Raw genomic sequence first — 13,493 nt, forward strand, 5'->3', positions numbered from 1 at the left:
ATGCGCAGCAGCAGCCGTCGCAAGCGGCGCAAGGCGACTCGGGCGCTCGCGGCGGGCAAGCCACCCCAGCATCCCGTCGTGCTCACCGCACGGACCCCGGACAGCCTGCGCGCGCGGGCATTCGGGCTCGGGCTGGCCGGGACCGGCGCGGCACACTTCACGGCGCCGCGCGCCTTCGATCCGCTGACCGCGCGAGCCTTTCCCCGCGCCACCCGCCGCTGGACCTACCGCAATGGATTGACCGAAATGGTGCTGGGACTGGCGATCACGTTCCGCCGCAGCAGGCCGATCGGCTCGGTCGGCTTCATCGCCTACCTCGCGTTCCTCGGCGCGCGTCTCTCGGGCGCGCGGCCCGCCGGCGAATCTCTGCCGTAGTCGATGCGACCGTGATCCGGCTGATCATGGTGCCCGCACTGATGCAGATCATGGGGTGCTGGAACTGGTGGTTCCCGCGCCTCAGCGCCAGCTGATCGAGCCTGTCCAGACGCCGCCCCGGTCCAACCTCTCGCACCGCCCTCCGTCGCTCGCGCACAAAACGAACACCACCTGCGCGCGGCGATATCCGGGCAATATGATCGCGAGTGGTTCGATCGGGAGGGAGTGATGATGTGACAACCGAGTCGGTACTGGAAGCGCCGGCGCGGCCGGAGCGGTTCGCGGATCTGTTCGCCCATCGGCGCTGGATCCGGCGCAGTCAGCCGTTCCCGCACGTGTACGCCAGGGACGTGTTCGTGCCGGAGTTCTATCAGCGGATGACCGATGATCTGGCGCGCGTCCAGCGCGATCGCCCCGAATTGGCCGGTCAGGTCGCGACGAACTACAGCGCCGACGGGATCCGCCTCGCCGATCTGCGCGACACCTCGCTCGCGGTGTTCACCTCCCGCGAGTGGCACGATCTGGTCGCCGGGATCGGCGGCGTCACCGCGACCGGTGACGTCGAGGGTTCGGTGCACCATCATTCGCCGGGCGCGCCGTACGGGTGGCCGCACAACGATCTCAATCCCGCGTGGTTCCCCGGCGAAGCGCCCGGCCCCGATGAGGTGCGGCTGCCGGGCGGCGGGGTAGATACCAAATTCGGTACGCGCGAGGCGGGTGTGGTCGCCCGCGAGTCGGTGCGCGCGGTCGCGATGCTGTTCTATTTCGGCAACCCCGGCTGGCAGCCGGGCGACGGCGGCGAGACCGCGCTCTACGACCACATCGCCGAGGGCGACAAGCTGCCGGAGCTGACCCTCGTTCCGCCGCTGGACAATTCGCTCATCCTGTTCGAGGTCACGCCGCGCACCTGGCACACCTTCGCGGGCGGCAACACCAAGGACCGCAACAGCGTGGTCATGTGGGTGCACCGGACCAAGGACGAAGCGATCGAGCGTTGGGGAGGAGATCGCATTGTCTACTGGTGAACGCCGGGTCTGCCTGATCACGGGCGCGGGCGGCACGCTCGGCAACGTGTTCTGCCGCTCCTACTACACCGACTACGACATCGTCGCCGTCTGCCGCACCCGCACGCCCGCGGTGCCGTCGCAGCTCGAGTGGTTCGTCGATCCGCTGGAGCCGGGAAAGACGGTGCCGGAGAACGATTCGCGCGTCTACGTGGTTCGCGCCGATCTCACCGCGCCGGGCGAGGTGGAGCGGGTGGTCGACCTCGCGCTCGCCCGGTTCGGCAAGGTCGATCTGCTGGTCAACAATGCGGCGCACGTCCAGCTGCAGCCGCGCGGCATCGTCGACGGCGATGCCGCGCTGGAGCAGTTCGATCCGCATTTCACGCTGAATGTCGCTGTGCCGCTGCGGTTTTCGGCGCGGCTGGCGCAGCGGTGCTGGCTGCACGCCGGGCCGGAGAATCGCGCGGCGAACCGGAACATCGTCAATGTCTCCAGCATCTCCGGATCGGAGGTGTACCCGGGACAGACGCTGTACTCGGCGTCCAAGGCCGCGCTCAATCAGCTGACCAGGAACATCGCCGACGAGTTCGCCGAGTTCGGGGTGCGCGCCAATGGCATTGCGCCCAACAGCTTTCCGGCGCTGGTACCCACCGAGCAGGTCGCGCAGGCGATCGTCGAACTCGACCGTGGCAGCTACACCGGCGGTGTGTTCGGCGTCGGCGTGGAGCCCGAGGCGGAGGGCAGCCGCCACGAACAACTCGCCGAGGCCGAACAGTAACTACCCGGTGACCCGCTCGGACATCTCCCACAGCTGTTGCGCGAGAGCGGGATCCACCGCCTGCCTGTTGCTGGGCGGCTCCAGCTTGAACCGGTGGAAATATTGCCCGTTGATCTCGTCCGACGTGGTCACCAAGTGCACCAACGGTTCCGAGCCCTTGTCCGGCCGGATGAAGAACGGCTTGGACAGTGGGGATCGGATGAGCCGGCCGAGGCCCAGCGGCGCCTGGTCGTACACGTGGGTGGCGACCGCACCGGGATGGAAGGCGGCGGTGACCACCCCGGTGCCCGCGGTGCGGCGGGCCAGCTCCCTGGTGAACAGGATGTTCGCCAGCTTCGACGCGGCGTAGGCGCCCATCTGGTTGAACGAGCCCGACGTCGCGTTGACGGTGTCGAGATTCAGCCTGGCCATCCGGTAGGTCGTGCTGGCCGTGTTGATCACCCTGGCCTGCGACTGCACCAGCCGGTCGAGCAGCAGGGCGGTCAGCAGGAACGGGGACAGGTGGTTGACCTGGAAGGTCAGCTCGTTGCCGTCGTCGGTGGCGGTGCGCTTGGGCCAGGAGCCGCCCGCGTTGTTGGCGAGCACGTCGATGCGCGGATAGCGGTCGAGCAGTTGGCCGGCGAGCTTGCGCACCTCGTCGAAGCGGGCGAAGTCGGCGATGAACGGCTCGGCACCCGCCTCGGCCGCCACCGCCGCCGTCCGTTCCGGCGAGCGGCCGACCACCGCGACGGTGGCACCCCGCGCGGCCAGCGTCGCGACCGCCTCGGCGCCGATGCCGGAGCTCGCGCCGGTCACCACCACGGTCTTCCCGGTCAGATCCTGGTCCTGCACAGCCATCCCTGCCTCCTGAACATTGGGGCTAACTGACCTGATCGTCTTCGGCGCGGGCAGATTCGGCAAGAGCACCCGCGAAATGCCCGGCGATCTCGTCGGTGGTGGTCAGCCACACGCCGGGATGATTCGTCACGTACTCGAGCGCCTGATCCAGATACTTGGCCCGGAATGCCTGGCCGATCACGAACGGGTGCAGCGCGAGCGCCAGCACCCGGCCACTCTCGGCCGATTCCGCGTAGAGCTGGTCGAGCTGATCCTTGACGATCCGCACGAAGTCGGGCCCGCTGGTCCCCTTGCCGAGGAACAGCGTGTTGTCGTTCAACTCGACCGTGTACGGAACGCTCAGCAGCCCCGGCACATTCAGTGGATACGGTTGGTCGTCGTTGGTCCAGTCGAGCACATAGTTCAGGCCGAGCTCGGCCAACAGCGCCGGGGTGTGGAAGGTTTCGGTGAGCGCGGGCCCCATCCAGCCGCGCGGCCTGCGACCGGTGGCCCGCTCGATGGTCTCGACGACCTCGGTGAGATAGCCGCGCTCCTCCTCGATCGTCATGCCGGCCTGGAAGATCGAGTTGTTCTTGCCATGTGCCAGCCAGGCCCAGTCCCTGGCCAGGCCCGCCGCGATGATCTGCGGATTGTGCTGGACCACATCGGAATTGAGCAGCACGCTGGCGCGGATCCGGTGCCGGTCCAGTATCTCCGTCAGGCGCCAGATGCCGACCCGAGGGCCGTAATCGCGCCAGCCGTAGTTCAACGGATCGGGGGCGAGGCCCGCGGTACCGGGAAAGATGCTCGTCGAGGGCCGGTCCACCTGATAGTGCTCGACGTTGAGGCCGACATAAAAGGCCACCCGCGCGCTACCGGGCCACTGAATCGGCGCGCGCTCGGTGATCGGGCTGTAGTCGTAGAGCTCGTTGTCCATGCCGTCAATTCTCAAACCTGACACCAGTGTCACGTTCAACCTCCGCATGGCGTGAGATACCGCACAGCGCACCGGACCAGCCGACATTTGGCCTGGGCGCGCGCGGCGTGTTGGTGTGTATCGTGCACGCCGGTCTCCTGCATACTCACCGAAAGGGTGAGCGAGGGTGGCCGACGCAGCTCCAACTCGATCCGAAAGTGCCGATATATGCGAGTCGATGGGCGGGAAATCCCGGTTACGGGCAACCTGCTACAGCCGCTTATCCGGCGGACGAGTGACATCATCCGCGTCGTCTTGGCGGCGGTGTGGGTGGCGATCGTCGTTGCCGCGTCGGTGATCACCCGGCCGGAATGGCTTGCGTTGGAACGTTCGGTATCCAACATCGTCGGATTCCTGAATCCCGACCAATCGAACCTGGTCTATCTCGTCTACGGCATGGCGATCCTGGCGTTGCCGTTCGCCATCTTGCTCGAGCTGATCATCGGCAGGCAGTGGAAGCTGCTGGCCGGTTACGCGGCGGCGGGCCTGACCGCCGGCCTGCTGCTCTCGATCACCGGTACCGGCCTGTCCGCGCCGAAATGGCATCTGCAGGTGCCGGATCGGCTCGATACCTTCTTGTCGCAGTTCCTGGACGATCCGCGCTGGATCGCGATGCTGGCGGCCGTGCTGACGGTGTCGAGTCCGTGGCTGCCCAACCGTCCCCGGCGGTATCTGTGGTTCCTGCTGCTGGCGTTCGCGCCGATCCACCTGGTGGTCAGCACGGTGGTGCCCGCGCGGGCGATGTTCGGGCTGGCCGTGGGCTGGCTGGTCGGCGCGGTCATCGTGCTCGTCGTCGGCACGCCCGCGCTGGAGGTGCCGCTCGATGCCGCGGTGCGCGTGCTGGCCAAACGCGGGCACACGGTCACCAGATTCACCGTGGTGCATCCGGCCGGGCGCGGCCCGCTGGTCCTGGCCGCCGCCATCGACGGGCCGGAACGCGGGCTCGTCATCGAGATGTACGGCAAGAACCAGCGCAGCTTCGGCGCGCTGCGCCAGCTGTGGCGCTGGCTCACCTTCCGCGCCAGCGAAACCGCGGCCCTGCACGGATCCATGCATCGCGCCGTCGAGCATCGCGCGCTGATGGCGCTCGCGGTCGGCGAACTCGGCCTGGCGAGCAGCACGCCGGTCGCCGTCGCGGCGCTGGACCGGGGCTGGATGCTGCACGCACACACCATGCCGAAGGGCACCCGGATCAGCGAGGCGCCCGTCGAGCAGCTGGCCGGAGTGTGGAAGTCGCTCGACGACCTGCACCGAGGCCAGATCTCGCACGGTGACCTGCGCCCGACCGAGATCCGAATCCACAACGGCACCACGCTTTTCGGCGGATTCGCCAGCTCCGAATACGGCGCCTCGCTCAAGCAGCAGCAATCCGACATCGCGCAGCTGCTGGTGTCGACCACCGCGATCTTCGGCAAGGAACCCGCGGTCAGCGCGGCCATCGAAGCCCTCGGCGAGCAGCCGGTACTCGCCGCCGCGAGCCGGCTCACCAAGTCCGCCATGCCCGCCGGACTACGCAAGACGGTCCCGGATTGGAAGGACGCGCTGGGCGCCGCGCGCGACGAGGTGCGCAAGCAGACCGGCCAGGATCGGATCCAGGCCGAGCAGATCACCCGGTTCACCCGCAACCAGATCATCCAGCTGGTGCTGCTGATCGGGCTGGTCTACGTTGCCTACCCGTTCATCAGCGCGGTGCCGACCTTCTTCACCCAGCTGAAGTCGGCCAACTGGTGGTGGGCCCTGCTCGGGCTCGCGGTCTCCTGCCTGACCTATATCGGTGCGGCGGCGGCACTGTGGGCCTGTGCGTCCGGCGCGGTGAGTTTCAAGAATCTGGTGATCATGCAGATCGCCAATACCTTCGCCGCGACCACCACCCCGGCCAGGGTGGGCGGGCTCGCATTGAGCGTGCGATTCCTGCAGAAGGGCGGCGTCGGCACAGTACGCGCCACCGCGGCGGTGGCGCTGCAGCAGGCGGTGCAGGTGATCACCCACCTCTGTCTGCTCGCCGTGTTCAGCGTCGCGGCGGGCACCTCCGCGGACCTTTCCCACTTCGTCCCCGACGCCACGGTGTTGTATCTGATCGCCGGTGTCGGCGTCGGCATCATCGGCACCTTCATGTTCGTGCCGAAATTGCGACACTGGCTGAACAATTCGGTGCGCCCGCAATTACAGGAGGTGCTCAGCGAGCTCGCCGACCTGGCGCGCGATCCCAAGCGTTTCTCGGTGATCATTCTCGGCTGCGCCGCGATCACCCTCGGCATGGCCGGTGCACTGTGGGCCAGCGTGGAAGCCTTCGGCGGCGGCACCACCTTCATCACCGTCACCATCGTCACCATGATCGGCGGCACGCTGGCCTCGGCGGCGCCCACCCCCGGCGGCGTCGGCGCGGTCGAGGCAGCGCTGATCGGTGGCCTCGGCGCGTTCAACGTGCCACTGGACATCGCGGTCCCGTCGGTCCTGCTCTATCGCGTACTCACCTGCTGGCTGCCGGTGCTCTGCGGCTGGTTCACGATGCGCTGGATGGCGTCGAAGGACATGATCTAGCCACCGATTCCTTTGGTAGCGAACAGCACTCCCGTCGCGGAGGCCCCCAGATCGAAGCAAGCATCGGGAAGCGTCGGTATTGTGCGGCACCGAGTTCGAATCGGCATTTTGTCGCATCCATCGCCTCGAATGCGCGGTAACTCCGTGACTTGGTAAGCAGAACACCGGTTTCGGTGTCATGGTGGCCCTGTCGAATGGAAGACTAGGGTGCGTTTTTGGTCATGTGTTCATGGTCGGGAGGGGGCCGCCACTTCGACCAGAGGCAAAACCACGGAAACCGTTCCATTCGGGACGGATTCGCGACATTTGTACGGGAGGCACATTGTCGTCGGAAGTGAAAAGGCTGACGGGCAGCACGGATCGCCGGGTCCGGCGGACCAAAAGCCTGCTCCATCGGGCGTTGATCGAACTCATGCTCGAGCGCGGCTACGACCGAATCTCGGTGCGGGACATACTGCACCGGGCCGACGTCGGACGGTCCACGTTCTATGCGCACTTCCGCGACAAGGACGACCTGCTGCTGTTGAGCAGCACCGACTATCTGCGTGCCGCGGTGACCGCGCCGGGCACCGAAACCGGTGCCGACGCGACGCCACTCGCGCCGGTGCACACGCTGTTCCAGCTGGCCGCCGCGAATCCTGAGGTGTATCAAGCCTTACTCGGCCGCAAGAGCGGTGCCCTGCTGCTGCGGACGACGCGGGAAATGGTCGCCGAGATCCTCGCCGAGCGCCTTGCCGAGCTGCTCGACATGGACCAGGCCGAATTCGATTCGACCGTCACGTTCCTGTCCTGGGGCGTGGTCGGCGTGCTCGGTGCGATCGCCGACGCGGACCCGCCGGTGGCGCCCACCGAGGCATATCAACGCCTGGAACAACTGATCGGACCCGGCCTGTCCGGGCGGGTCCGATCAGTCTGACTCAGTTGCCGTATTGCGCGGTCTCCGGGCGCTCGATCAACAGGGCGTGCGCGGGCTGCTCGGCGACAGGCCGGTGCCGGACGCTCTTGGGCACCACGAACAGTTCGCCGGGGTGCAAAGTGACCGGGTCCTGCCCGGCCAGCTCGATCCGGAACGAGCCGTCCCAGCACAGGAACAGTTCGTCCTCGTCGTGGTGGTGCCACGGGAATTCGCCCGCCAGCTGGGCGACGCGGACCACGGTGTCGTTGACGACGGCCAGCTCGCGCTGCTGGAAGGGACCGGGCAGCCCGGCGACCACGTCCGCGATCGACACCGGACCGGTGATTCTTGCTGCTGTCATGGCGGTAATCGTCGAACGGCCGTCGTCGCGAGGCCATGGCCAATCGGGCAGAATTGGTTTGGATATGGACCCAATCAATGTCGCCGAACGCCTCGGCCGCTGGTCGGCGGGCCGTGGCGCGCTGTACGCACTGCTGGCCGCGCGACTGCGTGACCTGATCGATGACGATGAGCTGCCCGCGGGCACAACGCTGCCGCCGGACCGGGTGCTGGCCGGCACGCTGGCGGTGGGTCGCAGCACCGTGGTCGCCGCCTACGACCTGCTGCAGTCCGAAGGCCGGATCGTCCGTCGGCAGGGCAGCGGGACCCGGGTGGCCGGGCAGCCGCTCGCCAGGCCCGCCGAAACCACCAGTGCGCCGGTCTTTCTCGACCTGCTCGAGCCGCGCGCCGACGTGATTCCGCTGGCCTGCGCGGCACCCGACTCGCCACCGGCGGAACTGACCGAGTGCTACGCCCGAATCCTGCCCGAGCTCGCCGCGACGACCGGCGATATCGGCTACTACCCGACCGGCCATCCGCGACTGCGGCACGCCGTCGCCGAGTACTACCGAAACCGGGGCGTGCCAACCACTTTCGAGCAGATCCTGGTGACCGCCGGTGGGCAGCAGGCGCTTTCGCTCCTGGCCCGGTGTTTCCTCCAGCCGGGCGACCGGGTGCTGATGGAAGCGCCGAGCTCGCCGCCCGCGCTCGAAGCCTTTCGCGCGGAAGCGGCTGTGGCCCAAGGCCTTTCCCCTGGGCTCGACGGATTCGCCGCGGCCGCGCGCGAGCATCGCCCCGCGCTCGCCTATGTGATTCCCACGTTTCAGAACCCGACCGGTTCGGTGCTGCCACCGCTGGCCCGCATACGGCTGGCGGAAACCGCTGCCGCGCTGGGCGTTCCGCTGATCGAAGACGAGGTGCTCGCCGAGCTCGGCTTTCCCGGGTTCAGCACGCCGCCGCCGCTGGCGGCCCACTCGGACGCGGTGATCACGGTCGGCTCGCTGAGCAAGACGGTGTGGGGCGGACTCCGCGTCGGCTGGGTCCGTGCCGCGGCATCGACCATCGCCCGCCTCGCCCGAATCCGCGCGGTACACGACCTCGGCGGCGACGTGCCGACCCAATTGGCCGCCGCCGAACTGATGCCACGCCTGGCCACGGTCTGCGCCCGACTCGCACCCGAACGAAAGGCCAGACACGACCACCTACGCGCCGAATTCGCTCGCCTACTACCGGATTGGCACGCCCCAGCGGTAGCAGGCGGCCAAACCCTCTGGGTACGCCTGCCTTACGGCGACGGCACCTCCTTCGCCCAGGCCGCCCTCCGCCACGGCGTCGCAATCCTGCCCGGCAGCGGCCTCGACCCCATCGGCACCAGCGACCACCACGTCCGCATCCACTACCTACACCCGCCGGACACCCTCACCGAAGCAGCCCGCCGCCTCACCGAAGCCTGGCGCACCTACCGTCCCCCAACCCACCCAATCCCAGCACCCCCAACCCTAGCGATGTAGCACCTGACGTACGAAACACGCTCTTGGCGCATGCTGCAACGTGCGTCAAGAGCGTGCTTCGTACGTGAAGTCGGCGAGAAGGGTTCAGGCGACGACGGTTTGGGTTAGGCGGGTGGTAATGAGGGTTTCGGCTTCGGTGACGATGCGGGTGATGAGGTCTTCACAGGTGGGGATGTCGTGGATGAGGCCCTGGACCTGGCCCGCGCTCCAGATGCCTGCGTCGAGGTCGCCCTCCTCGAAGACGCGGCGGCCGCGGGCGCCGGCCACCAGGTCGCGGACGTCGTCGAAAGTGCCGCCCGCCCTTTCGATCTCGACGACCTTGCGGCTGATCTCGTTGTCGGCGACGCGCGCGGTGTTGTGCATGGTGCGGAAGATGAGCTGGGTGTCGCGTTCGGTGTGCGCGACGATCTGTTCCTTGACCTTCTGGTGCACCGCGGACTCCTGGGTGCACAGGAAGCGGGTGCCCATGTTGATGCCGTCCGCGCCGAGCGCGAGGGCGGCGACCAGGCCGCTGGCATCGGCGAAACCGCCGGAGGCCACCATCGGAATGTCGAGCACCCGGGCGGCGGCGGGGATCAGGATCAGGCCGGGCACGTCGTCCTCGCCGGGGTGGCCCGCGCATTCGAAGCCGTCGATGCTGACGCCGTCGACGCCGATCCGCTGCGCCTTGAGCGCATGCCGCACGCTGGTGCACTTGTGCAGCACCTTGATACCCGCGTCCTGGTAGTACGGCAGGAACGGCTCCGGATTGCTGCCCGCCGTTTCGACGATCTTGACGCCGCTGTCGATGATCGCCTGCACGTACTCCGCGTACGGCGGCGGGTTGATCGACGGCAGGATGGTGACGTTCACGCCGAACGGCTGGTCGGTCAGCTCCCTGGTGCGGGCGATCTCGCGGCGCAGGTCGTCCGGTGTCGGCTGGGTGAGCGCGGTGATGAAGCCGAGCCCGCCCGCGTTGGCGACCGCCGCGACGAGTTCGGCCCGGCCGACCCACATCATGCCGCCCTGCACGATCGGGTGTCGCACGCCGAAGGTCTCGGTGAACCTGGTCCGCAGCATTGCGCTTCTCCTCTGCCTCGCGCGGGCGTACCAGTTCGCCCGAAGACCTGAATGGTGACACGAGGATCCACTCGGGTTCAACCCATAAGTAAGCCGACATTCGCATCGTCACGTCGATCCCGAGACGTTCTCACCGCGACCGAACAACCAGGAGTGGCCGCAAAGTAGCAGTTGAAGCTGCTTTTGCTGAGCCGGGTGCCGCATCGCCCAGATTAACCGCGGTTCATCTCCCGAACCCTTGCCGTCACGTTAAGTTAGTTGATATTCTGCGCTCAGTTCAGCCCGTCACAGTTGTCTGCCGGCCCGGTCGACGCAGGTGACGGTGCGAGAGGAGTTCGTGGCATGACCACCCGTGCGCAGGCGCTCGACGAGCCGCTCCGGTCGCGGCGCAATCACTGGAACAACCAGATCGCCGTGCACGCGCAGATGCGCCCGGACGCGGTCGCGCTGCGGTTCCGCGGCGCCGACACCACCTGGCGGCAGCTGCACGAGCGCTCGCTGCGGTTCGCCGACGCGCTGGCCCGCCGCGGTGTCGGCTTCGGTGACCGGGTGCTGATCCTCGCGCTGAACTACCCCGAATACGTGGAGGCGGTGTTCGGCATCAACGCGCTCGGCGCGATCGCGGTGCCGGTCAACTTCCGCCTCACCCCGCCCGAGGTCGCCTACATCGTCAGCGACAGCGGCGCGAAGGCGATCGTCACCGACACCGTGCTGCTGCCGCTCGCCACCGCCGTGCAGTCGCAATCCGCCACGCTGGAAACGTGTTTCGTGATCGGCGGGCCGAGCGCGGACGGCGTATTCGGCTTCGAGGACGTGCTGGCCGAGGGCGGTGACCCGCATACCCCGATCGACATCCCCGAGGACACGCCCTCGCTGATCATGTACACCTCGGGCACCACCGGCAGCCCGAAGGGCGCCATCCTCTCCTACGCGAACATGAATTCCCAAGCGCTGACGGTCATTCGGGCACTCGCCACCGAGCAAAGCTCGATCGGCTTCTGCACCTCGCCGCTGTTCCACATCGCCGGACTCGGCAGTCTCGCACCGTGTTTCCTGCTCGGCGCGAAGACCGTGCTGCATCCGCTCGGCGCGTTCGACGCCACCGAATTCCTCGACGCGGTCGAGCGGGAGCAGGCGACCAGCGCGTTCTGCGTGCCCGCGCAGTGGCAGGCCATCTGCGCCGAACCCAGGGTCAAGGAGCGCAAGCTCGCGCTGACCGCGCTCAGCTGGGGCGCCGCGCCCGCCTCCGACACGGTGCTGCGGGCGATGGCCGACTGCTTCCCGAACGCGTTCAACGTCGCGGTGTTCGGGCAGACCGAGATGTCACCGATCACCTGCGTGCTCGACGGCAAGGACGCGCTGCGCAAGCTCGGCTCGGTCGGCAAGCCCATCCCGACCATTCAGGCCAGGGTCGTCGACGACGAGATGAACGATGTCGCGCCCGGTGAGATCGGCGAAATCGTCTATCGCGGGCCGACACTCATGCAGGGCTACTGGAACAAGCCCGAGGCGACGGCGGAGGCGTTCGCCGGCGGCTGGTTCCACTCCGGCGACCTGGTCAGCCAGGACGAGGAGGGCTTCGTCTGGGTGGTGGACCGCAAGAAGGACATGATCATCTCCGGCGGCGAGAACATCTACTGCGCCGAGGTGGAGAACGTGCTCTTCGCGCATCCGCAGATCCGCGAGGCCGCGGTGATCGGCCGGGCGCACGAGAAGTGGGGCGAGGTGCCGGTCGCCGTTGTCGCGCTGAACAATCCGGAGGACGAGCTGACGCTGGACGAGCTGACGGTGTTCCTCAACGACAACCTGGCGCGCTACAAGCATCCCAAGGATCTGGTGCTCGTCGCGGAACTTCCGCGCAATGCCAGCGGCAAGGTCGCGAAAGTTCAACTGCGCAAGGATTACTCGAGCTGACGTCAGTACCCGCAGGTAGGGTCGGGAGATGGCGATCCCTCGTATCCGCGCGGCCGTGCTCGCGTTGCACTGGCAGGTGAATGTGATCAAGCCCGAAGGCTTCTTCGGGCCCATGCTCGCGGCGCCGGTCGCGGCCAGCGGGGTCGTCGCGCGCGCGGTGGACTTCCACGAAGCCGCCGCCGCACAGGGCGTTCCGGTGATCTGCACCCGCTTCACCATTCCGGTCGGCGAGGGTGAGCTGGTACGCAACACCGGCTTCATGCGATCGGTGGGCGCGGCGCAGACCGAGTTCCGGCCGGATTCACCTGGCGCTCAGCTCATCCCGGAGGTAGCCGGACAGGCCACCGAGGTATTCGACAACCAGAAGCTGTCCGGGCTGGCGGGCAGCAAACTGGCGGACTGGTTCGCCGGGCAGGGCATCGACACCCTGTTCGTCACGGGTGTCGCGACCAATCTGACCGTGGAGCAGACCGCGCGGCACGCGACCGATCTCGGCTTCACCGTGCATCCCGTGGCCGACTGCACCGCCGCGGCCAGCGCGGAAACGCACGAGGCGGCGCTGGCCAATCTCGAGCTCGTCACCGCTGGTTCGCTGTCCGTGACGCGGGCGCTGGAGTTGATCACCCGCCGTTGATCTCGGTCCGGACGAGTGGCGCCGGGCCGGAATGGGTATTGGCAACAGGACCGCTATGGCCGAATCTCGGTGCCGCCGCGCCGACTCGGTCGCTTCGCCAAGAGATCAGGAGCCAACTCGGTGAAACTCACCAACCTCGGGATCGTCGCCGCCACCGCCCTCGCGGTCGTCGCCGGTGCGACCGGTTGCAGTAAGGCCGCCACGGAGGATCACACGGTGCACGCCATCGGCACCTCCGCCACCACCTCGGCCACCGCGGCGCCCATCCGCACCACCGAGGCGAGTAAACAAGCCCCGGCCGCCGTGGCGGACGTCGACTGCGGCCCGGTCACCGACGCGGGCGGCGGCACCCGCACCGTCATCGCCGTGGGCACCCCGGCCGGCCGCGTCGGCTGCACCGAAGCGATCAATGTCGCGACGACCTACGCGACGACGGTCAGCAACACCGACACCCAGACGATCGAGGGCTGGCAGTGCAGCGCCCAGCCCGACCCGGCCACACCGTCCAGCTGCACCAAGGACGGTTTGATCATCGGCCTGCGTGCCAGCTGATGTGCTGATAAGGCGCCGGACCCCAGCAGGGTCCGGCGGTCGCCGATCGGGGCGTGGCCGATGGCCGCCCGCAACAGCGCCCCAGCGTTCGGAGCGTGC

General features: G+C 67.8%; 13 protein-coding genes. 9 read left to right on the forward strand and 4 right to left on the reverse strand.

Translation table 11 applies throughout. The annotated features are described in order from the left end of the window. The 3 genes from ACFWF1_RS02495 to ACFWF1_RS02505 all read left to right on the forward strand — a co-directional run bounded on the left by ACFWF1_RS02495 (position 1) and on the right by ACFWF1_RS02505 (position 2,157). Complete coding sequence (locus ACFWF1_RS02495) at positions 1–375, forward strand: hypothetical protein (RefSeq protein WP_379283281.1); 375 nt, start codon at positions 1–3, stop codon at positions 373–375. A gap of 233 nt (positions 376–608) precedes the next feature. Further along, the gene (locus ACFWF1_RS02500; RefSeq protein WP_379283280.1) at positions 609–1,400 is read left to right on the forward strand and encodes a 2OG-Fe(II) oxygenase family protein; all 792 of its coding nucleotides are present in this window, start codon (positions 609–611) and stop codon (positions 1,398–1,400) included. Continuing rightward, positions 1,387–2,157: an SDR family NAD(P)-dependent oxidoreductase gene (locus tag ACFWF1_RS02505; protein WP_379283279.1), complete on the forward strand. Its 771-nt coding sequence runs from the start codon at positions 1,387–1,389 to the stop codon at positions 2,155–2,157. Before ACFWF1_RS02500 ends, ACFWF1_RS02505 begins: the two co-directional genes overlap by 14 nt. On the opposite strand, the gene ACFWF1_RS02510 is transcribed toward ACFWF1_RS02505, so the two are convergent. After that, entirely contained in the window at positions 2,158–2,994 is an 837-nt protein-coding gene (locus tag ACFWF1_RS02510) for an SDR family NAD(P)-dependent oxidoreductase (RefSeq protein ID WP_379283277.1), read from the reverse strand. 22 nt (positions 2,995–3,016) lie between these two features. Continuing rightward, positions 3,017–3,910, reverse strand: coding sequence for a polysaccharide deacetylase family protein (locus ACFWF1_RS02515; RefSeq protein WP_379283276.1), 894 nt, complete (start codon positions 3,908–3,910; stop codon positions 3,017–3,019). A gap of 207 nt (positions 3,911–4,117) precedes the next feature. Here ACFWF1_RS02515 and ACFWF1_RS02520 point away from each other — a divergent pair, with 207 nt between their 5' ends. Both ACFWF1_RS02520 and ACFWF1_RS02525 read left to right on the forward strand, forming a co-directional pair. Beyond that, positions 4,118–6,490 (forward strand): flippase-like domain-containing protein, encoded by a 2,373-nt coding sequence (locus ACFWF1_RS02520; RefSeq protein WP_379283274.1) that lies wholly within the window; start codon positions 4,118–4,120, stop codon positions 6,488–6,490. A 334-nt stretch (positions 6,491–6,824) separates the two neighbouring features. Beyond that, a complete protein-coding gene (locus tag ACFWF1_RS02525) occupies positions 6,825–7,406 on the forward strand; it encodes a TetR/AcrR family transcriptional regulator (protein ID WP_379283273.1) in 582 nt (193 codons plus the stop codon). 1 nt (position 7,407) lies between these two features. Here ACFWF1_RS02525 and ACFWF1_RS02530 read toward each other — a convergent pair whose 3' ends face one another. Further along, entirely contained in the window at positions 7,408–7,746 is a 339-nt protein-coding gene (locus ACFWF1_RS02530; RefSeq protein WP_379283272.1) for a cupin domain-containing protein, read from the reverse strand. A 64-nt stretch (positions 7,747–7,810) separates the two neighbouring features. Between ACFWF1_RS02530 and ACFWF1_RS02535 the strand changes: the two genes are divergently transcribed. After that, positions 7,811–9,235, forward strand: a complete 1,425-nt coding sequence (locus ACFWF1_RS02535) for a PLP-dependent aminotransferase family protein (RefSeq protein ID WP_379283271.1) — start codon at positions 7,811–7,813, stop codon at positions 9,233–9,235. Positions 9,236–9,319: 84 nt separating this feature from the next. Here ACFWF1_RS02535 and ACFWF1_RS02540 read toward each other — a convergent pair whose 3' ends face one another. After that, positions 9,320–10,294 carry an NAD(P)H-dependent flavin oxidoreductase gene (locus tag ACFWF1_RS02540; RefSeq protein ID WP_379283270.1) on the reverse strand — a complete coding sequence of 325 codons (975 nt, stop codon included), beginning with the start codon at positions 10,292–10,294 and terminating at the stop codon, positions 9,320–9,322. Between the two features lie 342 nt (positions 10,295–10,636). Between ACFWF1_RS02540 and fadD5 the strand changes: the two genes are divergently transcribed. From fadD5 to ACFWF1_RS02555, 3 genes are all read left to right on the forward strand, one after another. Further along, the gene (fadD5, locus tag ACFWF1_RS02545) at positions 10,637–12,208 is read left to right on the forward strand and encodes a fatty-acid--CoA ligase FadD5 (protein ID WP_379283268.1); all 1,572 of its coding nucleotides are present in this window, start codon (positions 10,637–10,639) and stop codon (positions 12,206–12,208) included. Positions 12,209–12,236: 28 nt separating this feature from the next. After that, a complete protein-coding gene (locus tag ACFWF1_RS02550; protein WP_379283267.1) occupies positions 12,237–12,842 on the forward strand; it encodes a cysteine hydrolase in 606 nt (201 codons plus the stop codon). Between the two features lie 120 nt (positions 12,843–12,962). Next, positions 12,963–13,394, forward strand: coding sequence for a hypothetical protein (locus ACFWF1_RS02555; RefSeq protein WP_379283266.1), 432 nt, complete (start codon positions 12,963–12,965; stop codon positions 13,392–13,394). Positions 13,395–13,493 lie beyond the last annotated feature (99 nt).

Origin of the sequence: Nocardia sp. NPDC060255, from assembly GCF_042727395.1 — a bacterium.
Lineage (GTDB): Bacteria > Actinomycetota > Actinomycetes > Mycobacteriales > Mycobacteriaceae > Nocardia.

Excerpts from the sequence above, each read along its gene's own strand:
- ACFWF1_RS02495 (WP_379283281.1), top strand. The coding sequence starts at position 1 with ATGCGCAGCAGCAGCCGTCGCAAGCGGCGCAAGGCGACTCGGGCGCTC.
- ACFWF1_RS02510 (WP_379283277.1), bottom strand. The coding sequence starts at position 2,994 with ATGGCTGTGCAGGACCAGGATCTGACCGGGAAGACCGTGGTGGTGACC.
- ACFWF1_RS02515 (WP_379283276.1), bottom strand. The coding sequence starts at position 3,910 with ATGGACAACGAGCTCTACGACTACAGCCCGATCACCGAGCGCGCGCCG.
- ACFWF1_RS02520 (WP_379283274.1), top strand. The coding sequence starts at position 4,118 with ATGCGAGTCGATGGGCGGGAAATCCCGGTTACGGGCAACCTGCTACAG.
- ACFWF1_RS02530 (WP_379283272.1), bottom strand. The coding sequence starts at position 7,746 with ATGACAGCAGCAAGAATCACCGGTCCGGTGTCGATCGCGGACGTGGTC.
- ACFWF1_RS02535 (WP_379283271.1), top strand. The coding sequence starts at position 7,811 with ATGGACCCAATCAATGTCGCCGAACGCCTCGGCCGCTGGTCGGCGGGC.
- ACFWF1_RS02540 (WP_379283270.1), bottom strand. The coding sequence starts at position 10,294 with ATGCTGCGGACCAGGTTCACCGAGACCTTCGGCGTGCGACACCCGATC.
- fadD5 (WP_379283268.1), top strand. The coding sequence starts at position 10,637 with ATGACCACCCGTGCGCAGGCGCTCGACGAGCCGCTCCGGTCGCGGCGC.
- ACFWF1_RS02550 (WP_379283267.1), top strand. The coding sequence starts at position 12,237 with ATGGCGATCCCTCGTATCCGCGCGGCCGTGCTCGCGTTGCACTGGCAG.